This window comes from Deinococcus sp. Marseille-Q6407 (assembly GCF_946848805.1).
GTDB lineage: Bacteria > Deinococcota > Deinococci > Deinococcales > Deinococcaceae > Deinococcus.
Genome location: NZ_CAMPFU010000003.1, coordinates 342,501 through 367,159, shown reverse-complemented (window position 1 = coordinate 367,159; position 24,659 = coordinate 342,501). Strand labels below are relative to the sequence as shown.

Annotated in this window: 26 protein-coding genes and 1 rRNA gene (1 of these 27 only partly in view); 18 read left to right on the top strand and 9 right to left on the bottom strand. The window is 66.9% G+C overall.

What is annotated here, in order from left to right; translation table 11 throughout:
* The first annotated feature begins 69 nt into the window (after nt 1-69).
* The 7 genes from OCI36_RS08935 to OCI36_RS08905 all read left to right on the top strand — a co-directional run bounded on the left by OCI36_RS08935 (nt 70) and on the right by OCI36_RS08905 (nt 6,839).
* The gene (locus OCI36_RS08935; RefSeq protein ID WP_261664727.1) at nt 70-690 is read left to right on the top strand and encodes a TetR/AcrR family transcriptional regulator; all 621 of its coding nucleotides are present in this window, start codon (nt 70-72) and stop codon (nt 688-690) included.
* A gap of 138 nt (nt 691-828) precedes the next feature.
* On the top strand, nt 829-1,602 hold the full coding sequence (locus OCI36_RS08930; RefSeq protein WP_261664726.1) for a glucose 1-dehydrogenase: 774 nt from the start codon (nt 829-831) through the stop codon (nt 1,600-1,602).
* The gene (locus OCI36_RS08925) at nt 1,599-2,906 is read left to right on the top strand and encodes an acyl-CoA dehydrogenase family protein (RefSeq protein WP_409996731.1); all 1,308 of its coding nucleotides are present in this window, start codon (nt 1,599-1,601) and stop codon (nt 2,904-2,906) included. The genes OCI36_RS08930 and OCI36_RS08925 overlap by 4 nt, the downstream gene beginning before the upstream one ends.
* Nucleotides 2,903-3,970: a phosphotransferase family protein gene (locus tag OCI36_RS08920; RefSeq protein WP_261664725.1), complete on the top strand. Its 1,068-nt coding sequence runs from the start codon at nt 2,903-2,905 to the stop codon at nt 3,968-3,970. The genes OCI36_RS08925 and OCI36_RS08920 overlap by 4 nt, the downstream gene beginning before the upstream one ends.
* Nucleotides 3,971-4,021: 51 nt before the next feature.
* Nucleotides 4,022-4,390, top strand: coding sequence for a hypothetical protein (locus tag OCI36_RS08915; RefSeq protein ID WP_261664724.1), 369 nt, complete (start codon nt 4,022-4,024; stop codon nt 4,388-4,390).
* 341 nt (nt 4,391-4,731) lie between these two features.
* Nucleotides 4,732-5,913 carry a cyclic dehypoxanthinyl futalosine synthase gene (gene mqnC, locus OCI36_RS08910; protein WP_261664723.1) on the top strand — a complete coding sequence of 394 codons (1,182 nt, stop codon included), beginning with the start codon at nt 4,732-4,734 and terminating at the stop codon, nt 5,911-5,913.
* Between the two features lie 53 nt (nt 5,914-5,966).
* On the top strand, nt 5,967-6,839 hold the full coding sequence (locus tag OCI36_RS08905; protein ID WP_261664722.1) for a hypothetical protein: 873 nt from the start codon (nt 5,967-5,969) through the stop codon (nt 6,837-6,839).
* 25 nt (nt 6,840-6,864) lie between these two features.
* On the opposite strand, the gene OCI36_RS08900 is transcribed toward OCI36_RS08905, so the two are convergent.
* The 3 genes from OCI36_RS08900 to OCI36_RS08890 form a co-directional block, all read right to left on the bottom strand.
* On the bottom strand, nt 6,865-7,332 hold the full coding sequence (locus OCI36_RS08900; RefSeq protein ID WP_261664721.1) for a CoxG family protein: 468 nt from the start codon (nt 7,330-7,332) through the stop codon (nt 6,865-6,867).
* Between the two features lie 93 nt (nt 7,333-7,425).
* A complete protein-coding gene (locus OCI36_RS08895; RefSeq protein ID WP_261664720.1) occupies nt 7,426-7,959 on the bottom strand; it encodes a YbaY family lipoprotein in 534 nt (177 codons plus the stop codon).
* A 140-nt stretch (nt 7,960-8,099) separates the two neighbouring features.
* Complete coding sequence (locus OCI36_RS08890) at nt 8,100-9,071, bottom strand: YbaY family lipoprotein (RefSeq protein WP_261664719.1); 972 nt, start codon at nt 9,069-9,071, stop codon at nt 8,100-8,102.
* A 154-nt stretch (nt 9,072-9,225) separates the two neighbouring features.
* Here OCI36_RS08890 and OCI36_RS08885 point away from each other — a divergent pair, with 154 nt between their 5' ends.
* Both OCI36_RS08885 and OCI36_RS08880 read left to right on the top strand, forming a co-directional pair.
* Nucleotides 9,226-9,843: a DNA-3-methyladenine glycosylase family protein gene (locus OCI36_RS08885; protein ID WP_261664718.1), complete on the top strand. Its 618-nt coding sequence runs from the start codon at nt 9,226-9,228 to the stop codon at nt 9,841-9,843.
* A gap of 42 nt (nt 9,844-9,885) precedes the next feature.
* Nucleotides 9,886-10,671 carry an APH(3') family aminoglycoside O-phosphotransferase gene (locus OCI36_RS08880; protein ID WP_261664717.1) on the top strand — a complete coding sequence of 262 codons (786 nt, stop codon included), beginning with the start codon at nt 9,886-9,888 and terminating at the stop codon, nt 10,669-10,671.
* Nucleotides 10,672-10,745: 74 nt separating this feature from the next.
* Here the strand turns inward: OCI36_RS08880 and OCI36_RS08875 are convergent, their stop codons facing one another.
* Nucleotides 10,746-13,763 (bottom strand): M16 family metallopeptidase, encoded by a 3,018-nt coding sequence (locus OCI36_RS08875; protein WP_261664716.1) that lies wholly within the window; start codon nt 13,761-13,763, stop codon nt 10,746-10,748.
* A 156-nt stretch (nt 13,764-13,919) separates the two neighbouring features.
* On the opposite strand from OCI36_RS08875, the gene OCI36_RS08870 reads away from it, so the two are divergent.
* The gene (locus OCI36_RS08870; RefSeq protein WP_261664715.1) at nt 13,920-15,164 is read left to right on the top strand and encodes an aminopeptidase; all 1,245 of its coding nucleotides are present in this window, start codon (nt 13,920-13,922) and stop codon (nt 15,162-15,164) included.
* Between the two features lie 25 nt (nt 15,165-15,189).
* Here OCI36_RS08870 and cmk read toward each other — a convergent pair whose 3' ends face one another.
* Nucleotides 15,190-15,822: a (d)CMP kinase gene (gene cmk, locus OCI36_RS08865; RefSeq protein ID WP_261664714.1), complete on the bottom strand. Its 633-nt coding sequence runs from the start codon at nt 15,820-15,822 to the stop codon at nt 15,190-15,192.
* 126 nt (nt 15,823-15,948) lie between these two features.
* Between cmk and OCI36_RS08860 the strand changes: the two genes are divergently transcribed.
* From OCI36_RS08860 to OCI36_RS08845, 4 genes are all read left to right on the top strand, one after another.
* Nucleotides 15,949-16,614, top strand: a complete 666-nt coding sequence (locus OCI36_RS08860; protein WP_261664713.1) for a response regulator transcription factor — start codon at nt 15,949-15,951, stop codon at nt 16,612-16,614.
* Nucleotides 16,615-16,633: 19 nt separating this feature from the next.
* On the top strand, nt 16,634-18,073 hold the full coding sequence (locus OCI36_RS08855) for a HAMP domain-containing sensor histidine kinase (RefSeq protein WP_315941267.1): 1,440 nt from the start codon (nt 16,634-16,636) through the stop codon (nt 18,071-18,073).
* Nucleotides 18,074-18,129: 56 nt separating this feature from the next.
* Complete coding sequence (locus OCI36_RS08850) at nt 18,130-18,906, top strand: NTP transferase domain-containing protein (RefSeq protein ID WP_261664712.1); 777 nt, start codon at nt 18,130-18,132, stop codon at nt 18,904-18,906.
* Nucleotides 18,907-19,041: 135 nt separating this feature from the next.
* Entirely contained in the window at nt 19,042-19,278 is a 237-nt protein-coding gene (locus OCI36_RS08845) for a ferredoxin (protein ID WP_261664711.1), read from the top strand.
* Nucleotides 19,279-19,373: 95 nt separating this feature from the next.
* Here OCI36_RS08845 and OCI36_RS08840 read toward each other — a convergent pair whose 3' ends face one another.
* From OCI36_RS08840 to OCI36_RS08825, 4 genes are all read right to left on the bottom strand, one after another.
* Nucleotides 19,374-20,327, bottom strand: a complete 954-nt coding sequence (locus tag OCI36_RS08840; RefSeq protein WP_261664710.1) for an aldo/keto reductase family protein — start codon at nt 20,325-20,327, stop codon at nt 19,374-19,376.
* Nucleotides 20,328-20,511: 184 nt separating this feature from the next.
* On the bottom strand, nt 20,512-20,772 hold the full coding sequence (gene minE / locus OCI36_RS08835; RefSeq protein ID WP_261664709.1) for a cell division topological specificity factor MinE: 261 nt from the start codon (nt 20,770-20,772) through the stop codon (nt 20,512-20,514).
* Nucleotides 20,772-21,578 (bottom strand): septum site-determining protein MinD, encoded by an 807-nt coding sequence (gene minD, locus OCI36_RS08830; RefSeq protein ID WP_261664708.1) that lies wholly within the window; start codon nt 21,576-21,578, stop codon nt 20,772-20,774. The genes minE and minD overlap by 1 nt, the downstream gene beginning before the upstream one ends.
* Nucleotides 21,579-21,710: 132 nt before the next feature.
* Nucleotides 21,711-21,971 carry a DdrH gene (locus tag OCI36_RS08825; RefSeq protein ID WP_261664707.1) on the bottom strand — a complete coding sequence of 87 codons (261 nt, stop codon included), beginning with the start codon at nt 21,969-21,971 and terminating at the stop codon, nt 21,711-21,713.
* A gap of 130 nt (nt 21,972-22,101) precedes the next feature.
* On the opposite strand from OCI36_RS08825, the gene OCI36_RS08820 reads away from it, so the two are divergent.
* The 4 genes from OCI36_RS08820 to OCI36_RS08805 all read left to right on the top strand — a co-directional run.
* Nucleotides 22,102-22,518, top strand: coding sequence for a HesB/IscA family protein (locus OCI36_RS08820; RefSeq protein ID WP_261664706.1), 417 nt, complete (start codon nt 22,102-22,104; stop codon nt 22,516-22,518).
* Nucleotides 22,519-22,603: 85 nt separating this feature from the next.
* Entirely contained in the window at nt 22,604-23,131 is a 528-nt protein-coding gene (gene ruvC, locus OCI36_RS08815; protein WP_261664897.1) for a crossover junction endodeoxyribonuclease RuvC, read from the top strand.
* Nucleotides 23,132-23,185: 54 nt separating this feature from the next.
* The gene (locus OCI36_RS08810; protein WP_261664705.1) at nt 23,186-23,851 is read left to right on the top strand and encodes a PrsW family intramembrane metalloprotease; all 666 of its coding nucleotides are present in this window, start codon (nt 23,186-23,188) and stop codon (nt 23,849-23,851) included.
* A 209-nt stretch (nt 23,852-24,060) separates the two neighbouring features.
* Nucleotides 24,061-24,659 (top strand): 23S ribosomal RNA (locus tag OCI36_RS08805); it runs 2,279 nt beyond the window's last position.

Genomic DNA, 24,659 nt, shown 5'->3' with positions numbered 1-24,659 from the left:
AAGCTGAGGGGAGGGAAGGGTTCGGAAGCTGCCGACCTTCCCTGCCGGCCGCTGCCGGGCTGGGCAGCCATGGGTGAACGCCCGGTGCCGCCTCAGCTGCGGCCCCGGCGCGAGCCCAAGCAGGCCCGCAGCCGTCAGATGGTGGCCCGCATTCTGGCGGCGGCGGCCAAGGAATTCGCCGCCGTGGGCACCGAACAGGCCACCACCAACAGCATCGCGGCGCGGGCGGGGGTGTCGCCGGGCTCTCTTTACCAATTTTTCCCCGGCAAGGCGGCGCTGCTGGCCGCGCTGCAACTGGAATGGACCGAGCGACTGCGCCTGGAACTGGGCGGGGCGCTGCAGCAGGTGCGCGGGGCCAGCGCCGGCGAGATGGTAGACGCCGTGCTGGACACCCATGCCCGGCTCAACTCCCAGCCGCCGGGCCTGCTGGCGGTGCTGATTTTCAGCAGTTCAGGGGTGGCGGGGTCGCTGGACCTGCGCCGCTCCACCGCGCAGGAGCTGGAAGCCCTGCTGAGCCTGCGTGCCCCCTCTCTCTCTGCCGAGCGCCGTTACGCCGCCGTCAACGTGATTATTCACCTGGCCAACGGGCTGTATTTTCTGCGCAATACCTCTGGCGCTGCTGACCCAGTGGTGCGCGGCGAGGTGCGGGCGGCGCTGGTGGCCTACTTGGAAAGCCTGCTGGAAAACTGAAGTTTTGCGAGTGCCCCGGGGCCTTTCTCCCGTCCCTGGTGCCCCCAAACGCGAGTTTCTGCACGCATAATGGGGTTCTACCCGCTGATAGACACTGTTTTGCGCCTCTCTGGTAAGGAGAGGCGGGAGGACTCACATATGGAACTTCAGGAACATCCCCTGTTCGGACTTAAAGGCCAAGTGGCCCTGATTACTGGCGGTGGCAGCGGCCTGGGCCTGCAAATGGCCGAGGCCCTCACCGAGATGGGCGCCAGCGTGGTGCTGTGTGCCCGCAAGCTGGAACGCTGCGAGGCCGCCGCCGCCGCGCTGCGTGAACGTGGTGCTCAGGCGGTTGCCGTAGCCTGCAACGTGACCGACCCGGCCAGCGTGCAGAACGCCGTGCAGACGGCCGTGGACACCTTTGGGCGGCTGGACATTCTGATCAACAATGCCGGCACCACCTGGGCCGCTCCGGTCGAGGACATGACGCTGGAGCAGTGGAACAAGGTCGTGGACACCAACCTGACCGGCGTGTTTCTCTGCTCGCAGGCGGCCGGCCGGGTGATGCTGCAGCAGGGCAGCGGCGCCATCATCAACATCACTTCGGTGGCGGGGCTGCGCGGCACGCCCAGCAACTTTCCGGTGATTGGCTACAGCGCCAGCAAGGGCGGCGTGGTGAGCTTTACCCGCAACCTGGCCTGGAAATGGGGCCCCAAGGGTATCCGCGTGAACGCCATTGCGCCCGGCTGGTTCCCCAGCGACATGTCGCGGGTGCTGCTGCAGCGCCACGAGAAAGAGTTCCTGGCGGCCATTCCGCTGGGCCGCTTCGGCGGCGAAAACGACCTCAAGGGCGCGGCCATCTTTCTGGCGTCGCCGGCCTCGGCCTACATGACCGGGCAGGTGCTGGTGGTGGACGGGGGTCAGACCGCATGACCGCAGTTCCTGGCCGCGCCACACCAGGAACGGTGCCGGGCGCGGCAGCGCTGGCCGCTTTCGGTGTCTCGGAGCGGGCGCTGGAACTGCTGACCCGCCTGACCCGTTTCATGGAAGAGCGCATTTATCCCAGCGAAGCAGCGGTGCAGGCCGAAACCGACCGTGGCGACCGCTGGGCGCACCTGGAGCTGCTGGAAGACCTCAAGCGGGCGGCGCAGGCCCAGGGCCTCTGGAACCTGTTTCTGCCGCCGTCGAGCGATCCGCAGGGCCGTTTCGGCGCCGGGCTGTCTAACCTGGACTACGCTCCGCTGGCCGAGCAGATGGGCCGGGTCTGGTGGGCGCCCGAGGTATTCAACTGCTCGGCGCCCGACACCGGCAACATGGAGGTGCTGGCCCGTTACGGCAGCCCTGAGCAGCAGGAGCAGTGGCTGGTGCCGCTGCTGAACGGCGAGATTCATTCGGGTTTCTGCATGACCGAGCCGGAAGTGGCCAGCAGCGACGCCACCAATATCCAGGCCAGCATCCGGCGCGAGGGTGACGAGTATGTCATCAATGGGCGCAAGTGGTGGACCAGCGGCGCTGGCGACCCCCGCTGCCGGGTGGCGATTTTCATGGGGCGCACCGACCCGGACGCCGAGCGCTGGCGCCAGCAGAGCATGATTCTGGTGCCGCTGGACGCGCCGGGCGTGACCCGCGAGCGGATGCTGACTGTGTTTGGCTACGACGACGCCCCGCACGGCCACGCCGAGTTCAGCTTTCAGGACGTGCGGGTGCCGGCGAGCAACCTGATTCTGGGCGAGGGGCGCGGCTTCGAGATTGCCCAGGGGCGGCTGGGGCCGGGGCGCATTCACCACTGCATGCGCCTGATCGGTCAGGCCGAGCGCGCCCTGGAACTGATGGTGGCCCGCGCCGCCGAGCGCACCGCTTTCGGCAAGCCGCTGGCCGCGCACCAGCATGTGCGCGAACTGATTGCGCAGAGCCGCATGGAGATAGACCAGGCCCGGCTGCTGACCTTACAGGCCGCCCAGATGATGGACACCGTGGGCAACAAGGCGGCCCGCGGCGAGATTGCCGCCATCAAGGTGGTGGCGCCCAACGTGGCCCTGAAGGTGATTGACCGGGCCATTCAGGTCTACGGCGGTGCGGGCGTCTCGCAGGACACCCCGCTGGCGCAGATGTACGCCCAGGCCCGCACCCTGCGGCTGGCCGATGGCCCCGACATCGTGCACACCGAAACTGTTGCCAAGGCCGAATTGGCCCGCCAAGGCATCGACCTGCGGGCAGGCCGTGGAGGTCAGGCATGACCGGGGCAGCCAAAGCGCGTTCCGAAACCGTGCCGGTCCGCTCCGGTGAGAAACTGCCGCTGGACCGCCTGCGGGACCTGCTGGCTGACCTGCCCGGCGACTGGGTGGCCCTGGAGGTTGAGCAGTTCCCGGGCGGCTACTCCAACCTCACCTATCTGCTGCAGGCGGGTGAACAGGCTTACGTGCTGCGCCGGGCCCCACGTGGCCAGGTGGTGCGCGGCGCCCACGACATGACCCGCGAGTACCGGCTGCTGGAGCGCCTCGCCCCCGTGCTGCCGGCCGCACCCCGCCCGCTGTTGCTGATTGAGGACCCGGAAGTGCTGGGTGCTCCCTTTTACGTGATGGAGCGCCGCCAGGGAGTGGTGATGCGCGCTGCCCTGCCGCCCGAATATGCCGGGCAGCCGGAGGCCCCCGCGCAGATGACCCGGGCGCTGATAGACACGCTGGTGCAGTTGCAGGCGGTGGACCTGACGGCCGCCGGGCTGGCCGACCTGGGACAGCCGGAAGGCTTCAACCGCCGGCAGATCGAAGGCTGGGCCGGCCGCTGGCGCCGCGCCCGTGAGGCGCTGGAAGGCAGCGGGGCACTGGCCCCGGTGGGGGAGCTGGGCGATGAGCGGCTGATTGGCTGGCTGCTAGAGCACCAGCCGGCCGAGTCGGCGCATACCCTGGTGCACAACGATTTCAAGCTGGACAACCTGATGCTGGACCCCCAGGACCCGGGCCGGGTGACGGCGCTGTTGGACTGGGAAATGACCACCCTGGGCGATCCGCTGGCCGACTTGGGGCTGCTGCTCACCTACTGGACCCTGCCCGGTGCCCAGGCCGAGCAGCCTGGTTTCCCGGACCGCGACGGGCTGGTGGCCCTCTACGCCGAACGCAGCGGGCGCAACGTGAGCGGCCTGCTGTGGTACGAACTGCTGGGCGACTTCAAGCTGGCGGTAATTGCCCTGCAGATCTTCGTGCGCTATCAGCGCGGCCAGACCCGCGACCCCCGCTTTGCCGCTCTGGCCGAGCAGGCATCGTTTCTGATTCGCCGGGCGCTGGCCCGCGCCGAAGCGGCGTAAGCCCCGGGGCCGGCCAGGGGAGACCGGCGGAGAGCAGTATGGTGGGGGCCGATGCCCAGCCCCGCCCCCCCCCCCCCCCCCCTACCCCTGCCCCGCCTCGCTGCCGCCCAGCCGGATTCCTGGGTCACGCTGCCCGAAAGCCAGCTGCCGTTCAGCCAGAGCGTGCTGCGGCTGACGCAGCGGCTGCCCGGTCAACGGGCCGGCGCGGCCGGCGAGTGGCTGCTGTGCCTGTCGGGCGAAGCGGTCGTTGACCTGCCGCAGGGCCAGTGGGTGCAGCTGCGGGCGGGTGAGACCCTGCGGTTGCCAGCGGCGGCCGGCTGGCAGGCACTGCCGGTGGCCGGTGAAGTGGTGCTGCTGCGCACTGTTCCTCTTGCTGCTGCGCCCCTCGATGCCGCGTCTTTTGGCGCCGGCCCTCTTTAGGCAATCTGAAGGCACCGAAGTATGGCTTCTCTGACACAGAGTCGTCACAGGGCGCTGCGGATAATGACGCATGACTCTGATCCTGCTGGCCGTGCTCGCTATTCCCGCCGCTGCTGCTGTGCAGCAGGCTGCCCGGCTGCGTGCCCAGCCGGTGCGGGTGCGGGCCGAACGTCGCCGCCGCTGAGCGCGGCTTTCCTGTCTCGCTTCTTTTCAACATTCTTCTTCTGCCGCCCACACGTCCAGCGCCTGCGGGCGGTGACCTTTTGCGGAGCGCCGCTTCATGCCCGGCATAGCGCTTCCCGGCTCTTTTGTGGCCCGGCGGCGGTGCTACAGTGGCCCACATGACGGCTGAGGTCTTGCAGAAAGCCGCTGCGGGCGAACGCCTGAGCGCAGAAGAAATCGAGTCGCTGTACCATCTGCCGCTGCCGCAAGTGGCAGCGGTGGCGCACGGCCTGCGGATGCAGCGCAGCGACCCCCAGGTGGTCAGCTTCCTGATTGACCGCAACATCAACTACACCAACATCTGCCGGGTGGGCTGCAACTTCTGCGCCTTTTACCGCACCCGCCGCCAGAGTGACTCCTACACCCTCGACTACGAGGAGATCTCGGCCAAGATCCGCGAACTGGAAGCGGTGGGCGGCACCCGGATCCTGATGCAGGGCGGCGTGAACCCAGAACTGCCGCTGGAGTACTACACCGGGCTGCTGCGGCACATCAAAGCCAATCACCCCACCATCCGCATCGACGCCTTCAGCCCTGAAGAAGTGCTGTTTTTCGAGCAGAACTTTGGCCTGACTCTGGATGAGCTGCTCGACACCCTGATCGAAGCGGGCCTGGATGGCCTGCCCGGTGCCGGTGGCGAGATTCTGGTGGACGAGGTGCGTGCGAAGGCGGCCCCGGCCCGCATCCGGTCGGCCGACTGGTTCCGCATTCTGGACGCTGCGCAGCGCAAGGGCCTCTACACCATCTCCACCATGGTGTTCGGCTTCGGGGAAAATTACCGGCAGCGCGCCGAGCATCTGGTGTCTATCCGGGATCAGCAGGACAAGGCGCTGCGCGAGTACGGTGGCAACGGCTTTTCCGGCTTTGCGATGTGGTCGCTGCAGACCGAGAACACCCGCCTGCACGGCAAGGCTCCCGGCGGCAGCGCGCACGAATACCTGCAGAACCTCGCCATTTCGCGCCTGGCGCTGGACAATCAGCCCAATATCCAGGCGTCCTGGCCGGCGCAGGGCTTCAAGGTGGCGCAGGCCTCGTTGTACTACGGCGCCAACGACATGGGCAGCACCATGCTGGAAGAAAACGTGGTGAGCGCTGCCGGCGGCCACGACCGGCACTCGGCCACCGTGCGCGAACTGATCCGCATCATTGACGACGCGGGCTTTACTCCGGCCATTCGCAACAGCCGCTTCCAGGTGATCAAGTACCCGGATGTGCAGGCCCTCCTGGGCCGCAGCGAGCAGAACATTGAAGGCGAGCGGGCGGTGGGTTCCAGCGGCCTGACGCCGGCCATGCCGGTCTAAAGGGAAAGGCCCTCCGGCGGCCCTGGGTGGCAAAGAGCCTTAGACTGAAACGCGTGAGAGTTGCTTTTCTGACTACCCCTCAGGGCCGCTACGCCGACTACTGGCGGTCCTTCTTGACTGCCCTGGGCGTAGAACTGGCCCAGCCCCAGGCCCCGTTCGATGCCTGGCTGGAAGCTGGCCGTCTCAGCCTGCCGCACGAGCCGCTGCCGGTGCAGCTGGCCCTGGGCGAGATTCTCAGCCTGGGCACGCAGGTGGACGCTGTGCTGGTGCCCGCACAGCCGCCGGTGCGTGACGACGCCTGGGCCGGTGCCTTTGCCGAGCTGCTGCCCCAGCGCATTGCTGGCCTCCCCACCCTGATCGCCGTGCCCGACGAGCCCGAGCAGCTGGCCGCCGCCGCTGCCGACCTGGGCCAGCGCCTGGTGGGCAACGCCGGCGTGGTGCGCCGCGCCCTGGAGCAGGTCCGGCCGCTGGGCCTGCCGGAGCGCCGTGAGGACTGGCCCCCACTGCAGATGGGCTCGCATATCAGCGTAGGCGTGGTCGGCCCGCGCAGCCTGCTGGCCCACCCCGAACTGAATCAGGGCCTGTGGCAGGCGCTTGGCCGCTCTGGGCTGTTCCCGGTGCTGGCACACACTCTGCCGGCTTCGCAGGTTGCGTCCCGGGGCCAGCGCCTGGACGACAGCCACGCGCTGCCCGGCGACCGCTGGCTGTATGGCGCGGCGCGGTTGATGGAAGGCAAAGGCGCGGTGCGGGGTCTGGTGCTGGTGGCCCCGGCGCAGGACGCCGGTATGCAGGCGGCACTGGACCGGGTGGCGGCTGAACTGCACAAGCCGGTGCTGCGCCTGACGGTGGATGCCGGCCAGACCGAGTGGCCCGAGCTGGCCGCTTTTGCGGCCCGGCTGGGCGCCACCCGCCCGCAGGCCGACTGACCCAGCCTCCTGCTCCGGTTCGGCTTTAGGCCTGCTGGGCGGCGCGGCGGGCCAGTTCGCGCCGCAGGTTGTTCACCGCCAGCCGGGTCACCCGCTCGGCCTCGCGCTGAATGGCTGGGCCGCCCAGCAGGGTGGCTGGCCCGCTCACCGTGCCGCTCGCCTGCCAGTGAACGGCCGTCTGCTGCCCGTCGCTGGCACCCAGCGTCACTGTCAGCAGCAACTCGGCGCGGTGGCCCAGGGCCGCCCCAGACAGCCGAATCCGGTACTCGTTTGCCGGGCCGGGGCGGCTGACCTGCAGCGCAAGCGGTACCTCGCCGCGGAGCCGCTGCCAGTTCAGCGGTACGGTCAGCCGGGCTTCACCGTTGCCAGCCGCTTCGGCCTGCTGCACGCCCGGCACACAGTGCCCCAGGGCCACCGGGTCGCTCAGCAGGGCCGCCGTAAGTGCGGGCGCAGCGGGAAACTGCTCGTCGCCGGCAAATTCAAGTCGGGTCATGGCCGCACCATAGCCGCTTTATAGCCAGAAAGTCTCCCGCGCCGCTCAAGGCAGGGGAGACTTTCCGATTCTTTGGGGGAAGGGCGGCTTAGCTCAGCGAGAAACGTTGATGTTCATGCTGGCCGAGCGCAGGTCGGGAGCGCGGTGCAGGGCCTTGGTGGTGTAAAGGGTCCGGCCGTTGCCGTCAAAGACCTTGGCCCGCACCACGTAGGTGCTCTGGGCGTTGAGGCGCTGGCTGCTGTACTGCACGTTGTAGGGAGTGGACAGCTTGGTGGTGGGGAAATCAACCTTGAGGTACACCGAGCGGGTCGCGCCCTGGCGGTCAAGTTCCTCAATGGTCACCTGCACCCGGCTGCCGGCCGGCAGACGCACGCTGCTGGGAGCCACGACCCGGCCCTGCAGGTGGCGCCAGCCGTTCGGCAGGTCGCTGGGTACGGCAATAGCTTTGGCCTGACCGGCGGTGGCGCTGGTCACGGGGGTCCGGGCAGGCGCAGCGGTGGCCGGACGGACCGGAGCCGTCTGGCGCACGTCGCCGGGGCGGGTGATGGTCACGTTGCCGATGGTGGTGGTCTGGGCCAGCGCGGCGCTACCCAGCAGGGTTGCAATCAGGGCGATCTGAACTTTCATGCTGCCCACCATAGTCCATTTGCCGGTTTCAGAGCGTGCCTGGTACACGTCCGGCCAGCGGGCCAGGAGGAGACCGAGGACCATTCAGCAAAAAACCGCCGGCCCGACGGGGCAGGCGGCCTTTGTGGCGGAGCTGAACTTCAGAAGCGCATGTCGATCTTCAGCTTGGCGGCCACGTCGCGGGGCAGCGGCTGACGGGCGTCGGACATGTACAGCATCTTGCCGTTGGCGTCGAACACTTTGGCCTGCACCACGTAATCGTACTTGGCCATGTTCATGCGGGCCGGGTTGTAGTTGACGTAGTACTGGGTGGGCAACGACTCGGCGCCGAAGTCCACCAGCAGGTGCGGGATGTGGCGGCCGGTGCTGCGGTTCACAGCTTCAATAGCCACCTGCACTTTGCTGCCGGCCGGCAGGGTGACGGCCTTGGAACCGAAGATATCGCCGCTGAGGTGACGCCAGCCGGCGGGCAGGTCGCTGGGTGCGGTGGTCGCCGTGGCATTGGCCGCAGCGCTGGTCGTGGTACTGGTGGTGTTGGTCTCGCTGCTGACCGGGTTTGCCTTCGGAGCAGACGTGGACACACTGGGAGCAGTCACTGGCGACATAGCCGGTTTGGGCGTGGCCTGGGTGGCTGGGGCGGTGCGGGGAGCAGGCACAGCGGGGGTGGTGCTGCGCACCGGAGCGGGCTTGGCCGCCGGCTGAGCCACCGGGGCGGTGGTGCGGGGGGCAGGTGCAGCCTGGCTCTGGCTGGGGGCAGCGGCCGGCTTGGCGGTGGTGGTGCGGGGTGCCGCGCTGGTCGAGCTGGGCTTGGCCGAGCTGGGCGGGGTCACCGGCGCTACGTTACGGACCGGAGCAGCCTGAACCGGGGCAACCGGCTGGGTACGGGTGGCCGGAGCCGTTTCGGTGCTGGTGCTGGACTGTACCGGCGCTTCGGCCTGGGCAGGTTCGGCGGCCTGGGTATCATTTTCGATGACCGGGTCAGCAACCGTTTCGGCGGGGGCAGCAGGCACAGCTTTGGTCAGGGTGACTTCGCCGATGGTGGTGGTGGCGGTCGTCTGGGCCAGGCCGGAACCGGCCAGCAGCGCGGTCAAGAGTGTGATCTGGTATTTCATATGCTCCACTTTAGAAAAGTTTGACCCAGCAAAATAGTGACTCCTCCGCAGTATGAAGGCCGCTTTAATTTTTCTTCATCTTTATACTGTTTCAGCTGGAGATCACCTATCAGTCTGGCGCTCTGGCGGCTGTTTTTCCTTTAAGCTGGGCGGCATGAGTGTGCCCCTGACCGACCACTGCGCTGCCCTGCAACATCTGGGCCGTGATCCGGTAATGGCCGCTCTGATCGCGGAGCACGGTGATCTGCTGGTGCTGGCGCCGGTCAGTGACCCTTTTGCCCGGCTGATTCGGTCGGTGGTGGGCCAGCAGCTGAGTGTCAAGGCGGCCCGCAGTATCTATACCCGGCTGGAAGAGCGGCTGGGCGTGGTGGACGCCGCCAGCCTGCTGGCCGCCTCGCCGGACGAGCTGCGGGCGCTGGGGCTGTCCTGGGCCAAGGTGGCTTCGGTGCAGGACATTGCGCGGGCCAGCGCCGAGGGCCAGGTGGATTTCGCCGCTCTGGCCGGGCACAGCGACGAACAGCTGATGGCCGAACTGCTGCCTCTGCGCGGGGTGGGCCGCTGGACGGCCGAGATGTTCATGATGTTCGCGCTGGCCCACCCCGACGTGTTCAGTTTTGGCGACCTGGCGCTGCGCAAGGGCCTGGAGCGCCACTACCCTGGCCAAGACCATGCGGCCGTGGTGCAGGGCTGGGCGCCCTACCGCACCCTGGCGGCCCGCTACCTCTGGGCCGACCAGAATGCCAACCCCGGCATCGCCGCCGCGCCGCTCTGAGGCTGGGGGCCACGGCGCGGCAGCGGCGCTACACTGCCCCACATGCCCGACACTGCCGCCGGTCCCCAGGTTCCCGCCGCCTTCAGCCGTATCTTGCCGGCTGCCCGCTGGGAGCCGGTGGCGCTGGGCGAGTCGCAGGCGGAGGTCTGGCGCTCCACCCGGCATGTCCTGAAAATCCAGCCGCATCTGCACCCGGCCCTGACCGCGCTGGCCGACGAGCGCGAGCGGCTGCGCTGGCTGGCCGGGCGGGTGCCGGTGCCGGCGGTGCTGGGCTACTGGGCCGACAGCACCCACGAGTATCTGGCGATGGAGCGGGTTCCCGGCATTCCCATGAGCCACCCCGACGCCACGCTGCACGCCGAGCGGATGGCCAGCCTGCTGGCGCGGGCGCTGCGGGGCCTGCACAGCCTGCCGGCCCGTGATTGCCCTTTTACCATGACCCTGCCGGTCAGCCTGCGCCTGGCACGTGAGCGGGTGGAAGCGGGGCTGATCGACGGCTCCGACTTTGACCCGGAGCGTCAGGTCCAGTCGGCGGTGGACCTGCTGGTGTGGCTGGTCCGCAACCGCCCCCAGACCGAGGACGTGGTGGTCACGCACGGGGATGCCTGCCTGCCCAATTTCATCGTGCAGGGCGAGTATGTGGAAGGTTTGGTGGACGTGGGCCGCGCCGGGCTGGCCGACCGCCACGCGGACTTGGCGCTGGCCTCGCGGTCCATCCGCCGCAACCTGGGCGCGAAATGGGTGGACCCTTTCCTGGACACCTACGGCCGCGACCTGGTGGACGAGGGCAAGCTGGAATATTACGTGGCGCTGGACGAACTGGCGTAACCGGAGCAAAAAGCAAAAAGAATAAGGCAGAAGGCGAGACATTCCCCAGCCTTCTGCCCTGTTCTTTTTGCGCTTTACTTCTCGAAGCTACCGGCCTGAATCACGACCAGGTTCTCCGGGTTGATGTACTTCACGAACGCGGCCTGCGCTTGCGCAGGGGTGACGGCGGCAATCCGCTTTTCCCAGTCCTGGCTGAAGGCGAAGGTGCGGCCCAGGTCGGCCTGGCTCAGCAGCACGCCGGCCAGGCTGGCGTCGTTGCTGTATGCCGTGCGGGTTTCTTCCAGCAGGCCGGCCTTGGCGTTGTTGATCTCGGCCTCGGTGAAGCCATCGGTGGCCACCCGGCGGAATTCTTCCTGGATGGCGGCCGAGAGTTTCTCGCGCACGCCGGGGTTGTAAATGGCGTAGGCGGTCAGGGCACCCTGCTCGTCACGGCTGGACACCAGGGTGCCGGCGCCCACGCCGTAGCTGTAGCCCTCGCGCTGGCGCACCCGGTTCCACAGCCTTGAATCGGTGCCGCCGCCGAACACCCGCATGGCGACTTCCAAGGCGGCAGCGTCGGGCTGGTCGTCGCGCAGGGCGAAGCTCTGCATGGACAGATACACGGCGTTGGCCTTGTCAGGCAGGTTGATGGTGCGGGCCGTGCCGGCCGGCCGGGTCAGCGGCGGCACGATGCGCTGGTACGGCGCCGGGCTGGCCCAGCCCCCCAGCAGCCCCGGCACGGCCACCCGGACCGTCTGGGGATCAAAGTCGCCCACCACGCTCAGCTGCGCCCGTCCGGCGCCCACCACGGAGGTGTAGTAGTCGCGCACGTCCCTGGCAGTCACGGCCCGCACGTCTTCCAGTTCCTCGTCCAGGGTGGGCGCGTAGAACAGGTCACCGCGCCGGGTGCCTTCCGGCATGAAGATGCGGCCCAGTTCACGGCCCGCCACGCTACCGGGGTCGCCGCGCCCGTTTTCCAGGCCCGTCAGCGCCTGGGTCTGGAGTTCCTTGAACTCGCTTTCGGGGAAGGTCGGCTCGCGCAGCACCCGCCGCAGCAGCTCCAGCGCTTCGGGCAGGTGCTGGCGGTCGGTGTTCAGGTTGACCACCAGGTTTTCGGCGCCGCCCGACACGCTCAGGTTGGCGTTGAGGGCTTCTAGACGGTCGCGCAGCTGCTGGCGGGTCAGGTCACGGCTGCCACGGGTCAGCAGGTCGCTCAGGAAATCGGGAGCGGCGCCGGCCTTGCGCACGGTTTCGGGGTTGCCGTAGTCCAGCGACAGCATCAGCTGCACCCGGTCACCACGGGTGTCCTTGGGCAGCAGGGCCACGGACGCGCCGCCAATCTGCTCGCGGATGACCCGCTTTTCCAGGGCGGCCGGGGTCACGTCCAGCTGCTCGCCGGCGTTCAGTGCCTCGCCGCCCACGAAGTCGCGCAGCAGTTCCTGAGCGCTGGGCGCCGGAGCAATCTCCACCCGGTCAGGCTGCGGGGTGGGCACAAAGCGGCCCAGGGTGCGGTTGCTGGACTTGAGGTAGGTGCGGGCCACCCGCTGCACGTCGGCGGCCGTGACCTTGGTGACAGCGTCGCGCCGTTCTAGCAGCAGGCGCCAGTCACCGGCGGCAATCGCCTCGCTCAGGGCAATGCCCACCTGCGCCGGCTGGGTCATCAGCTGCTGGTGCTGGGTCGCCAGCCGCTGCTTGGCGCGGGCCACTTCCTCGTCGGTAAAGGCTTTCGCGCCGGCCTGTTCCAGGGTGTTCAGCAGCGTGGTCTGGGCCTGATCCGGGTTGCCCGCTTTATCCAGCAGTGCCAGCCCGATCAAGAGGCCCGGTTCGCCGCCGGTCAGCGGAAAAGTGGCCGCGGTGCTGGCCTGTCCACTTTGGACCAGAGCCGCGTACAGCCGGCCACTGGGCTCGTCGCCCAGCAGCTCGTTCAGCACCAGCAGCGCCGGATAGTCGGGGTGGCGCACGCTGGGTACGTGGTAGGCCGCAAACAGCGCCTGCACATCGCCGGCGCGGCGCACGGTAACGTTGCGTTCGCCGTCCTGGGCCGGCTCGCGGGTGTAGTGCGGCGGCAGGGTGCGGGCCGGGGCAGGAATGGCACCGAACTCGCGGGCCAGCAGCGGCAGCGCCTGGGCCGGGTCGAAGTTGCCGGCCAGCGTCACCACAGCGTTGTCGGGCTGGTAATAGGTGCGGTAGAAGTTCTGCAGGCGGTCAATCGGCACATTTTCCACGTCCGAGCGGTTGCCGATGGTGGAGTTGCCGTAATTGTGCCAGTCGTAGGCCACCGACTGCACTTCCTTGAGGGTCAGGCCGATGGGGCTGTTCTCGCCGGACTCGAACTCGTTGCGGACCACCGTCATCTCGGTTTTCAGGTCGTCACCGCTGATACGCGAGTTCACCATCCGGTCGGCTTCCATCCGCACGGCCCATTCCAGATTGTCGCCGGTATTGGTCAGCGTCTCGAAGTAGTTGGTGCGGTCCAGGCTGGTGGTGCCGTTGAAGTCGGCGCCGCGCTTGCCCAGCGCTTCCATGATGTTGCCGCTGGTCGGCGTGCCCTTGAACACCAGGTGTTCCAGCAGGTGCGCCATGCCGGTTTCGCCGTAGTTCTCGTTCACGCTGCCCACCAGATAGGTCACGTTCAGCGTAAAGGTGCCGGCTGAAGGGTCGGGAAACAGCAGCACGCGCAGGCCATTGCTGAGGCGGTATTCCTGAATGCCCTCGGCCTGGGTCACGAAAGTCACGCCGGCCGGCAGACCCGCCGGCTGAGCGGCAGACTTCTGTGGCTGGGCCGCAGGCTGCCCGGGTTGCACCGGCTGGACCCGGGGCGGCTTGCCCGGCTGCACCTCGCCGGAGCGGGTGCCCGGTTCATCGCGCAGGGGGGGCATCTTGGAAGGCGCGGTGGCGGCCGGAGCCTGAGCAGCTGGAGCCTGAGCAGCTGGAGCCGGAGTGGCTGGGGTCTGTGCCGCCGGGGCGCTGCGCTGCGGCAGGGCCGGAACGACGACCTGGCCGCCCGGCGCTGGCAGCGGTGCAGGCTGCCCGCCGCCGGCCACCCCGGCCAGCGCCGCACTGCCCAGACTGAGACCTAAGGTCCACAACAACAAGCGTGATTTGTATGGCATCACTTCAGCATACAGGACGCCACAGGGCTGGGCAGCGTCCCGGAGAGGGAGGCGGGTTTTGGGCGAGCCTTAAGTTGCCGCCGGCTTTTCCCCGGGTGCCCTGCCGACCCCGGCCCAGCAGCGGCCCGGCCAGGCTCCCTTGCTATGCTGGCGGGTATGCCCAGAACATTTGAAGAGAAGCTGCACGAGTACGCCCGCGTCCTGGTGGAGACCGGCGCTGGCCTGCAGCCCGGCGGCAAATTGCAGATCAACGCGCCCATAGAAGCGGCGCCGCTGGTGCGCGAGATCGTGCAGGAGGCTTACCGCCTCGGAGCGCTGGACGTGCGGGTGGACTGGCGCGATGACCAGTTAGAGCGGCTGCGCTACGTGGAAGGCAGCCGCGAGGCCGCGCTGTTTATCCCCGACTGGGCGATGGAGCAGGCCGAGCGGATGGTGGACGACGGCTACGCCCGCATCGGCATTCGCGGAGACGACCCCAACCTGCTCTCGGGCGTGGACGGCAGCCTGATTGCCGAACGCACCAAGCGCGGCGCGCAGTTGAGCGAAAAAGTCTCGGCAGCCGTGAGCGGCCACCTGATCGACTGGACCCTCGGCGCGATGAGCACCCCGGCCTGGGCCCGCAGCGTGTACCCGGACCTGCCGGAAGCTGAGGGCGTGGCGCGGCTGTGGGAAGACATCTTTACCGTCTCGCGCATCAACGAAGATGACCCGGTGGCGGCCTGGGAAGCGCACGTGGACCGGCTGGCCCGCCTGACCGCGTACCTCAACGGGCAGCAGTTCAGCGCGGTGCATATTCGCAACGCCGAAGGCACCGACCTGACGGTGGGCCTGGCCGACGGCCACGTCTGGGACGGCGGCGCCCTAACCGGCCCCACCGGCAACCGCACCGTGCCCAACATGCCCACCGACGAGGTCTTTACTGCGCCGCACCGCGACCGGGTGAGCGGCGTGGCCGTGGCCAGCAAACCGCTTTCGGTCCGGGGCACCCTGATCAGTGGCATCCGCATGACCTTCAAGGACGGCAAAGCGGTGGAAGTCAGCGCCGAGACCGGCGAAGAGACCCTGCGCCAGCTGGTTGAAACCGACGAGGGCGCCTCGCACCTGGGTGAAGTGGCGCTGGTACCGGCCTCGGCGCCGGTGGCCCAGACCGGCAGCCTGTTTAACATGACCCTGTTTGACGAGAATGCCGCCTCGCACATTGCGATGGGCCGCTGCTACCCCACCAACGTGCAGGGCGGCGGCGACGCCGAGCGGTTGGCGGCGGCCGGCGGCAACCGCTCGCTGATTCACGTGGACTGGATGATCGGCAGTCCCACTTCGGATGTGGACGGCCTGACCGCCGGCGGCGAGCGCGTTCCCCTGATGCGTCAGGGTGAATGGGTGGTGGACGCCGCCAAATAAACCCGCGCCGGGGCCGGGCCGCGTGTCAGGCGCGTGCCCGGCGGCTTTCGACCTCGGCCACGATCCGGTCAATCACCTGCTGCGCGCTCAGCTCGCCGGTATCGATCATCAGGGCGTCGGCCGCCGGGGCGCTCTGGGCCGCGTCGCGGGCGTCACGCTCGACCAGTGCGGCTTCAATGGCGTCCAGCTCCTCGGGGCGCTCGGCGCTGCGTCGCTGGGCCCGCACCCGTGGGTGCGCGGTCAGGTAGAACTTGGCCTGTGCCTGCGGAAACACGTTGGTGCCCATGTCGCGGCCCTCGGCCACGAAGGGCGCCGGCAGGGCCCGCAGCTGTTCGTCCACCCAGGCCCGCACTTCCGGCAGCGCGGCGTAGGCACTGACCCCTTCGTCCACCCGGGTGGCGTGCAGGGCTTCGGTCAGCTCCCGCTCTCCGCGCCACACCCGGTTGCCCTCGGCGCGGGGGTCCAGGCGCGGTGGCTGGGCCTGCAAATGCTCCAGCACCCGTAGGTCGCCGCCTTCCAGAGCAGCTTCCAGGCCGCACAGCGTCACGGCGCGGTAGAGCAGTCCTGAGCTGATATACGGGATGCCCAGAGTGCGCGCCACGCCCGATGCCACCGTGCTTTTGCCGCTTGCCGCTACGCCGTCAATCGTGATAATCACGCTCCTCAGTGTAGTGGCTTGGGAGATGTAGTGGCTGGGCGGTGTGGCGGTTGGAACCGGGGGACGGGGGAGCAAGCCGGCCCCCGGTTCCAACCGCCCCTTAGCCTGGCCCGCTAGACTGCTCCCATGCGCCTGCTGCTGCTGGAAGACGACGCCCGCATCGCCGAGCCTACCCGTGAGGCCCTGGCCGAAGCCGGCTATGACGTGACCTGGGTGCAGACCGGCGACGACGCCCTGGAAGCGGCAGTGATGGGCGACTATCCGCTGGCGGTGCTCGACGTGATGGTGCCTGGCGAGCTGGACGGCTTCGGGGTGGCGGCGCAGATGCGCGAAGCGGGGCTCGATACCGCCATCCTGTTCCTGACCGCCCGCACCGAGGTGGCCGACCGGGTTCACGGCCTGGACATCGGCGGTGACGCTTATCTCACCAAGCCGTTCGCCATGCCCGAACTGCTGGCGACCCTGCGGGCCCTGACCCGGCGCGAGCGCGGCCAGAGTGCGCCGGTGCTGCATTTCGGTGAGGGGCGCGGCACCCTGGATACGGTGGCCCGCACCGTGACCTGGGACGGCGAGGAGGTGGCGGTCACCGGCCGCGAGTACGCTCTGCTTGAAGCGCTGACGCTGTCCCCGGAGCGCTGGTTTACCCGCGAGGACCTGCTGGACCGGGTCTGGGGCGCCGACTTCGACGGTGAAGCCCGCATTGTGGACGTGTACGTGCGTTATGTGCGCCGCAAGCTGGCCCCCGAAGCCATCCGCTCCGAGCGCGGGCGGGGGTACCGGGTCGAGGCATGAGCCGCCGGGTGCAGGAGCCATGCCACAAATGCGCCTGAGCCTGCGCGCCCGCCTGACCCTCTGGGCGGCGCTGGCCACCGGGCTGGCTGCCATGCTGGTGGCCGGGGGCATCTACCTGACGGTGCGGCAATTTCTGTACCTCTCTGAAAAAGAACAGCTGCTCAGCAGTGTATTGATCGTGCAGTCGCGGGTCGAGCGCGAGGTGGACCGCGCCGGCGGCGCCGAGGGAATGCAGTGGTTGTGGCTGGACCTGTCACAGATTGCGAACGAGAATGTGCAGACCCAGAACCTGGAGCTGCGGCTGGCGGCGCAGGTGAGCGGGCAGTGGGTCTACAACCAGACCGCTCATTTCCCGAAAGGGCTGGCGCTGGACCTGCCGGTCAATCTCTACCAGATTCAGAATCAGGACAAGCTGGTGGCGGTGCGGGAACTGCGGACCTCCGGCCCCCCGCTGCTGCTGACTGTGATGACCGATACCGGGTCGCTGGGCCGGGCCAACAAGGCTTTTCAGCGGGCTTTTTGGATGCTGCTGCCGCTGGCGCTGCTGCTGGCGCTGGTGGTGGGCTGGACCGTGTCGGGCCGGCTGCTGGCCCCGGTGCGGCAATTGGAGGTGGCTGCCCGCGAGGTGGGCGAAAGCGGTGACCTGCGCCGCCCGCTGCCGCTCACCGAGCAGGGCGACGAACTGGGCATGCTGGCCCGCGCCCTGCAAGGGACCTTCGCGCAGCTGGCCGAAGCCCGTGAGCGCGAGCAGGACTTTGCCCGCGCCGCCGCGCACGACCTGCGTTCTCCGCTGGCGGCCCTCACGGCGCGGGTGCAGGGCAGTCTCAGCCGGCCCCGCGACGCCGAGCGCTACCGCCAGGACCTGCGCGAAATCGGCACCGATCTGGAGCGGCTCTCGGACCTGACCACCCACCTGCTGCTGCTCTCGCGTGACCCCTCGTCGGTTGCGCGGCAGCCGGTGGCCCTGCACCCGCTGGCGGCCGACGCCGTGGACCGCGCCCGCGAACTCGACGAACTGGCCGATGTGGACCTGCAGGTGGCCCCCAGCGGCCGGGGCCTCTGGACCGAGGGCGACCCGGTGCTGCTGGGGCAGGCGGTCTGGAATCTGGTGGTCAACGCCATGAAGTATGGTGGCGGCACGCCGGTGCAGGTGCTCTTGGAAGGCGAGAACGGCGAAGCCAGAATCACCGTGCAGGACGAAGGCCCTGGCGTCTCGCCCGAGGTGCTGGCGCGGCTGGGGCAGGCTTTTTACCGGCCCGATTCTTCCCGCCAGGGCCAGGCGGCGGGCGGTGGACACGGGCTGGGGCTGGCGCTGGCGCAGCGGGCGGCCGAGGTCCACGGTGGCCGCCTGGAACTGCAAAGCACAGAAGGCGCCGGCTTTACGGCGCGGCTGGTGCTGCCGGCCACGCCGCCGCCAGACCCGGAAAGAAACGAGCTGGAAAGAAACGGGCCGGGCTGAGGTGCCGTCCCTGCTGGGCAGGGGGCTTCTGGCTTCAGACCTTTACACTGTCCCCCATGACCGCTTCCGCTTCCGCGCAGTACCAAGCCCTGATTCTCGGCGGGGGTGATCCGGGTGACCCGTTTGCCGCCGCCCACGGGGTGCCGGTCAAGGCGCTGGTGCCGGTGGCCGGCGAGCCGATGGCGCTGCACGTGCTGCGGACGGTCCGGGATAGTGGCCGGGTGGGCCGGGTCGCCTACATCGGCCCGACCACCTCCGAGATGGACGCCCTGATCGATTTGAAACTGCCCGACACCGGCCGCCTGATTGATAATCTCTCGTCTGGCCTGGAAGCGCTGGGGGATCAGGCCGGCCGGGCGCTGGTCCTGACCGCCGACATTCCGATGCTCTCGCCCGCGCAGCTGAACGATGTGCTGGACCAGGCCGCACTCCTGCCCGGCGCGGGGCTGCTGTATCCGGTGGTGCCGCGTCAGGCCTGCGAGGCCGCCTATCCCGGCGTCAAGCGCACCTTCGTGCGGGTCAAAGACGGCACTTTTACCGGCGGCAACCTGTTTCTGTTTGATCCCCAGCTGGTCGGGCGCTTCCTGCCCAAGCTGCGGGCGGTGCTGGACGCCCGTAAAGCGCCGCTCAAACTGGCAGCTTTGATCGGTCCCGGGGTCCTGCTGCGGTTGCTGACCGGTCAGCTGACGGTGCGCCGGCTGGAGGAGGCGGTCAGCCGCCTGCTGGGGGTCGAAGCCCGGGCCATCATCACCCCACACGCCGCCGTGGGCACCGACGTGGACAAGGACTCAGACCTGGCCTTGGCCGAAGCTGAGCTGGCCCGCCGCGCCTGACCCTGGCGGGGGCAGCCTGCTTGCTGGTGTTGCGGTAATCCTGACCAGCAAAGTCGGGATTTAATGCGCCTGGACAGCATTCCTCCCCGGCTGGCCGCCCTTGTCATCTCATCAACTGCGCGGCATACTGCCCCTATGCCTCACGTCATCACTTCCCCCTGCATCGGTGTCAAGGACCAAGCCTGCACCGAAGTCTGCCCCGTCGAGTGCATCTACGACGGCGGTGATCAGTTCCTGATTCACCCCGATGAATGCATCGACTGCGGCGCCTGCGTGCCCGCCTGCCCGGTCAACGCCATCTACCCCGAAGAGGACGTGCCCGAAGAAGAAACGCCTTTTATCGCCAAGAACGCTGAATTCTTCGGCGTCTGAACATATCCGCTGCCGGAAATGCCGGCGGCCCAAGCTCTAGAAAACGGCCCGGAAGGCAGAATCTTCCGGGCCGTTTTCTAGATTGCGTTGCCTTATCAGCGGGCGCTGCCACCCAGAATATCTTCGATGCGGGCCACCACATCGGCACTCAGTTTCACGCCGCCGGCCTTGACGGTGTCCTCGATCTGGCTCACCTTGGTGGCGCCAGTAATCACGCTGCTGACGCCCTTTTGCCGCAGAATCCAGGCCAGGGCCAGCTGGGCGCGGGTCAGGCCCAGATCGTCGGCGATGGGCTTGAGGTCGCGCACCCGCTGCACGTTTTCATCGGTCAGGAACTTCTTGGCCCAGTTCTCGTTCTCGCCCAGGCGGGCACCTTCCGGCACGCCGTTGTCGTACTTGCCGGTCAGCAGGCCCATCGCCAGCGGGCTCCACACCACCAGGCCCACGCCGGCATCCTCGGTGTAGGGCAGGATTTCGTTTTCCACCCGCTCACGGGCAATCATGGAGTATTCAGGCTGTTCCACCACCGGCGCGTGTAGGCCGTGGGCGCGGGCAAATTCCACCGCCTGCGCAATCCGGGCCGCCGGCCACATCGAGGTGCCCCAGTAAAGGGCCTTGCCGTCGCGGATCACCTGGTCAAAGGCCATCACGATTTCTTCCATCGGTACGCTGGGGTCGTAGCGGTGCGCGAAGTAGATATCCAGGTAATCGGTGCCCAGGCGCTGCAGGCTCTTGTCGATGCTTTCCAGCACGTGCTTACGGCTGAGGCCCTGGTCGTTCACGTCGTCGCTCATGGGCCAGTAGACCTTGCTGGACAGCACCAGGGTGTGGCGGGGCAGTTCGCCCAGCACGGCGCCCATCATCTCCTCGCTCTTGCCCTTGGCATACACGTCGGCCTGGTCAAAGAAGTTGACGCCCGAGTCGTACGCCCGGTGAACGATGTCGCGCACCGTCTGCTGCTCGTGCACGCTGTGCCCGTAGGTCACCCAGCCGCCCAGCGCCACTTCCGAGACCTTCAGACCACTCTTACCCAGTTTGCGGTAATCCATACCCTCTACTCTAAGGCCCAGGTACACGTCTGATCGTCAGCCTGCTCCCGGAGCTGGCCCCGGCGGTCCGGACTGGGCAGGAAACCTCTAAGAAACATAAAAAAAGAGCAGCGCCCGCGCAGGCTGCTCTTTGTTGAACTGGGTTGGTAAGACTGGCGCGTGGCCTCTGCTGTGTGTGATGCCCTCAGGTGTGCTTGGGGCTGGGGCGGGTGCCACTTTCCAGCGGGATATTGGCCGACAGCACCATCTTGTCGCCCATCTGTTCCACCTCAATCGAGCTTTCGCCGGCCGGGAAGTGCTTGCGCACCACTTCCAGCAGGTCGGCCCGCAGCGCGTCGATTTTGCCCGGCGATACGTTGGCGCGGTCATAGGCCAGTACCAGCTCCAGCCGGTCGCGCAGGGCTTCCTTGCTGCGGTCCTCGCGGCTCTTGAACCACCCGAACATCAGCCGCCTCCCAGCAGCCGGCGCAATTTGGCCCAGAAGCCGCCGGCCGGTTCCTCGTCGTAAACCGGGAAGGGCACGTCCTCGCCGCGAATGCGCCGCGCCGTGTCCATAAAGGCCTGCCCCGCTTTGGAGGTGCCCAGCACCGCCGGCTCGCCCACGTTGGTCGAAACGATGATACCGTCATCTTCGGGAATGATGCCGATCGGCTTGACGTTGAGGATGTTCACCATATCGGCTTCGCTCAGCATGTTGCCGCTGGCAACCATGGCCGGCCGCAGGCGGTTGATCACCAGCCGGATTTCGCCCACCTGGTGTGCTTCCAGCAGCCCGATGATCCGGTCGGCGTCACGCACGCTGGAGACTTCCGGGTTCACCACGACCAGGGCGCCCTGCGCCGGCGCGGCGGCCGTCTTGAAACCGGACTCGATCCCGGCCGGGCTGTCCACCAGAATCCGGTCGAAGCCTTCCTCGTTCAGCAGGCGGTCAATCACCTGCTTGAACACTTCCGGGTCCAGCGCGTCCTTGTCGCGGGTCTGTGAGGCTGGCATCAGGTAGAGGTTTTCCACCCGCTTGTCGCGGATCAGCGCCTGGTTCAGTTTGCACTTGCCTTCCAGCACGTCGATCAGGTCAAAAACCACCCGGCTTTCCAGGCCCATCACCACGTCCAGGTTACGCAGGCCCACGTCCACGTCGATAACGGCGGTCTTTTCGCCCTGTTTGGCCAGGGCCGCACCGATGTTGGCGGTGGTGGTGGTCTTGCCGACCCCCCCCTTGCCCGAGGTCACTACGATGACTTTGGCGTCCATGGTTTCAAATTGTAGCGTGAACCCCGTCCCCTGACACCCTAAAGGGCCCGGCAGCCGAAAACCGCCGCAGCCGCTGCGAGTGGGCCGGGCGGTTTTCAGTTCTGGAAAAGGGGAAAGTGAGGTGAGGGAGACTCAGGCTTTCAGGCCGCTGGATGGGCTGGTATCCCGCTGCGGCAGCTGACCGTGCTTGGCCAGCCGCACTCCGGCCGAGAGCCCGGCCTGGGCGCCCAGCTGCCAGGCCACTTTCAGCATGAATAGGACGGCTTCCTGGTCCCCGGCTTCCATCAGGTCAGCCAGATGCTCGGGCAGGCCGTCGGGCAGCGTCATCTCGGACAGCTGGTCGCCGTAGTCCTTTTCAACCTGGGCGAACCACTCAGCATAAGCGTTACTCATACCGAGCAATCTATCAAAGCCTCACTCAAGTTATGTGACAAAAAAGCCAGAGTTCACCCAGAGTTATCGGTGCAACGCTTTGCGATGGGGGCCGCGTTTCCCGCTTCCCCAGCGGTGCTAAGCTGCCCGCATGACGGCAGAACTGTTTCCAGCGGCGACCCAGCCCGCCGAGCCTAAGGCCATCACCATCAGCGATTTCGGTGCCCAGAAGGCCCAGAGCATTCTGGCCGGCAGCGGCAAGACGGACGCAGGGGTGCGCGTATTTATCAAGAGCGGTGGGTGTAGCGGCTATCAGTACGGCATGGCCATTGACGACCGCGAACTTGAGGGCGACACCATCGTGTACGACCGTGGCGTAAAGCTGCTGGTAGATCAGGCCAGCCTGGCCCTGCTGCGCGGCAGCGAGGTGGACTTTGTCGAGAACCTGATGGGCGGCGGCTTTACGGTCCATAACCCTAATGCCACCAGCTCCTGCGGCTGCGGCCACTCCTTCCGCACCGACGGCGTCACTGCCCCGGAAGGAGAAGGCGGCTCCTGCCACAGCTGAGACCCTCAGCGGCGGAGTCTGCTTGTGGGTTCCGCCCTTCTCTCTATGCTTTGTCTATGAGCGTGTTTGAACTGGGCGTATGCCCATGAGGGTCCTGGGCGTGGACCCTGGACTGGCGAATCTGGGCCTCGGCGTGGTGGAAGGAGATGTTCGCCGCGCCGCCTGCCTGCATCAGGAGTGCGTGACCACCCCCAGCTCACAGGAGATGGGCCAGCGCCTGCTGACTCTGCATCAGCATGTATCAGCTGTATTGGATGAATTTCAGCCGGACGTCGTTGCCATGGAAGACCAGATTCTGCGCCGTCAGGCAGACGTGGCCTTTAAGGTGGGGCAGGCATACGGCGTGGTGCAGCTCACCTGTGGGCAGCGTGGGCTGCCGGTCTACGGTTATGGCCCCATGCAGGTCAAGAAAGCCTTAGTGGGTACCGGCCGGGCCGAAAAGGCACAGGTCATCTATATGGTCAAAGCCAATCTGGGGCTGCGTGCGCTGGCAAACAACCACGCCGCCGATGCTCTGGCGCTGGCCCTGACCCACCTGGCCTCTGCTCCGCTGGCCAGCCGTGGTGCCCTGGAAGTGGCACTGCAGGCCGCCGAACGCCGCAGTCGCCGCTAAGCCTGGCGTGAGCAACGTTTCCAGCCACTACTCTGAGGGCAGAGGAACCAGCCCATGACGGGTGAAACCCTCACCCAGCTCTGGCTGACCCTGGCGCTCTGCAGTCTGCTGACCGCCGGATGGCTCTGGTTCTTTATCCGGCATGACCGTCACCCCGAACCGCTCTGGTTGCTGGCGCGGACCTTCGGCTGGGGCGTCTTTGCCTGGCTAATATCGGCCACTTTCGAAGCCAGCTTCGAGCGCTGGTGGAGTTTGCCCCTGCTTCTGACATTGCTGGCAGCGATTACCGAAGAGGGCTTCAAGCTGGTGGCTGCCGGAAGTGCACTGGCCGAACCCGCTTTCGACGAGCCGATGGATGGTCTGGTTTACGCGGTCACGGCAGCGCTAGGCTTTGCATACGCTGAGAACCTCACCTACGCTCTGGGCTTTGGCAGCGGCGTGGCGGCTTGGCACATGCTGGTTACTACGCTGGCCCATGCCCTGTTCAGTGCGCCACAGGGGTACGCGCTGGGCCGCTATTACCTGTTTGGCCGCAGCTGGTGGCGCTCATGGGGGTTGGGGCTCAGCATTCTGCTGCACTTTGCCTTTAACACTCTGCTGTTGGATGAAGCTGGCTGGGTGCAGCTGCTCTTTCTGCTGTCCTTGTTGCTGTTGATGGCTCTGATGGCTCGGCAGTATTACCGACAGTTTCAGGCTTATGCTCAGGCCAAAACTCAGTAGTTTCCCGTTTCTGTCGGCATTCTTGTCGTTTTCTCGGCGCCCTTTGCCATAGGGGTTGACACACTGGAGTAGGACTTGTATAGTTTCTGAGCCTCAGTTGAGGCGGGCAGCATGACAAACGAAGAGCAATGCGAGAACAAGAGCATTAATCCTGTTTTAAACACCGAGTCGCACCTGTAAGGTGCAGATGAAGTTTTGAAATCTTGATGGGTCAAGATACTAAGGGCCCACGGTGGATGCCTTGGCACTGGAGCCGATGAAGGACGCGATTACCTGCGAAAAGCCTGGATGAGCCGGAGATAGGCGTTGATCCCAGGATGTCCGAATGGGGAAACCCACCCGCAAGGGTACTTCTGCTTGCAGAAGAGGGAACTCAGGGAACTGAAACATCTCAGTACCTGAAGGAAGAGAAAGAGAATTCGATTCCGTGAGTAGCGGCGAGCGAAACCGGAAGAGCCCAAACCGAAACGTTTACGTTTCGGGGTTGTAGGACCAGTTTTTAAGATTCAGATCGTTTACCTGAAGCTGCTGGAAAGCGGCACCACAGAAGGTGATAGTCCTGTAAGGGAAAAGTGATCTGACTGTACTGGCACCTGAGTAGGTCGTTGTTCGTGAAACGATGACTGAATCCGCGCGGACCACCGCGCAAGGCTAAATACTCCCAGTGACCGATAGCGCATAGTACCGTGAGGGAAAGGTGAAAAGAACCTCGGAAGAGGAGTGAAAGAGAACCTGAAACCGTGGGCTTACAAGCAGTCATGGCTCCTTATGTGAGTTATGGCGTGCCTATTGAAGCATGAGCCGGCGA

Coding starts and splice junctions, on each gene's coding strand:
- OCI36_RS08935 (WP_261664727.1), top strand. CDS start 70: ATGGGTGAACGCCCGGTGCCGCCTCAGCTGCGGCCCCGGCGCGAGCCC.
- OCI36_RS08930 (WP_261664726.1), top strand. CDS start 829: ATGGAACTTCAGGAACATCCCCTGTTCGGACTTAAAGGCCAAGTGGCC.
- OCI36_RS08925 (WP_409996731.1), top strand. CDS start 1,599: ATGACCGCAGTTCCTGGCCGCGCCACACCAGGAACGGTGCCGGGCGCG.
- OCI36_RS08920 (WP_261664725.1), top strand. CDS start 2,903: ATGACCGGGGCAGCCAAAGCGCGTTCCGAAACCGTGCCGGTCCGCTCC.
- OCI36_RS08915 (WP_261664724.1), top strand. CDS start 4,022: ATGCCCAGCCCCGCCCCCCCCCCCCCCCCCCTACCCCTGCCCCGCCTC.
- mqnC (WP_261664723.1), top strand. CDS start 4,732: ATGACGGCTGAGGTCTTGCAGAAAGCCGCTGCGGGCGAACGCCTGAGC.
- OCI36_RS08900 (WP_261664721.1), bottom strand. CDS start 7,332: ATGACCCGACTTGAATTTGCCGGCGACGAGCAGTTTCCCGCTGCGCCC.
- OCI36_RS08895 (WP_261664720.1), bottom strand. CDS start 7,959: ATGAAAGTTCAGATCGCCCTGATTGCAACCCTGCTGGGTAGCGCCGCG.
- OCI36_RS08890 (WP_261664719.1), bottom strand. CDS start 9,071: ATGAAATACCAGATCACACTCTTGACCGCGCTGCTGGCCGGTTCCGGC.
- OCI36_RS08885 (WP_261664718.1), top strand. CDS start 9,226: ATGAGTGTGCCCCTGACCGACCACTGCGCTGCCCTGCAACATCTGGGC.
- OCI36_RS08880 (WP_261664717.1), top strand. CDS start 9,886: ATGCCCGACACTGCCGCCGGTCCCCAGGTTCCCGCCGCCTTCAGCCGT.
- OCI36_RS08875 (WP_261664716.1), bottom strand. CDS start 13,763: ATGCCATACAAATCACGCTTGTTGTTGTGGACCTTAGGTCTCAGTCTG.
- OCI36_RS08870 (WP_261664715.1), top strand. CDS start 13,920: ATGCCCAGAACATTTGAAGAGAAGCTGCACGAGTACGCCCGCGTCCTG.
- OCI36_RS08860 (WP_261664713.1), top strand. CDS start 15,949: ATGCGCCTGCTGCTGCTGGAAGACGACGCCCGCATCGCCGAGCCTACC.
- OCI36_RS08855 (WP_315941267.1), top strand. CDS start 16,634: ATGCCACAAATGCGCCTGAGCCTGCGCGCCCGCCTGACCCTCTGGGCG.
- OCI36_RS08850 (WP_261664712.1), top strand. CDS start 18,130: ATGACCGCTTCCGCTTCCGCGCAGTACCAAGCCCTGATTCTCGGCGGG.
- OCI36_RS08845 (WP_261664711.1), top strand. CDS start 19,042: ATGCCTCACGTCATCACTTCCCCCTGCATCGGTGTCAAGGACCAAGCC.
- OCI36_RS08840 (WP_261664710.1), bottom strand. CDS start 20,327: ATGGATTACCGCAAACTGGGTAAGAGTGGTCTGAAGGTCTCGGAAGTG.
- minE (WP_261664709.1), bottom strand. CDS start 20,772: ATGTTCGGGTGGTTCAAGAGCCGCGAGGACCGCAGCAAGGAAGCCCTG.
- minD (WP_261664708.1), bottom strand. CDS start 21,578: ATGGACGCCAAAGTCATCGTAGTGACCTCGGGCAAGGGGGGGGTCGGC.
- OCI36_RS08825 (WP_261664707.1), bottom strand. CDS start 21,971: ATGAGTAACGCTTATGCTGAGTGGTTCGCCCAGGTTGAAAAGGACTAC.
- OCI36_RS08820 (WP_261664706.1), top strand. CDS start 22,102: ATGACGGCAGAACTGTTTCCAGCGGCGACCCAGCCCGCCGAGCCTAAG.
- ruvC (WP_261664897.1), top strand. CDS start 22,604: ATGAGGGTCCTGGGCGTGGACCCTGGACTGGCGAATCTGGGCCTCGGC.
- OCI36_RS08810 (WP_261664705.1), top strand. CDS start 23,186: ATGACGGGTGAAACCCTCACCCAGCTCTGGCTGACCCTGGCGCTCTGC.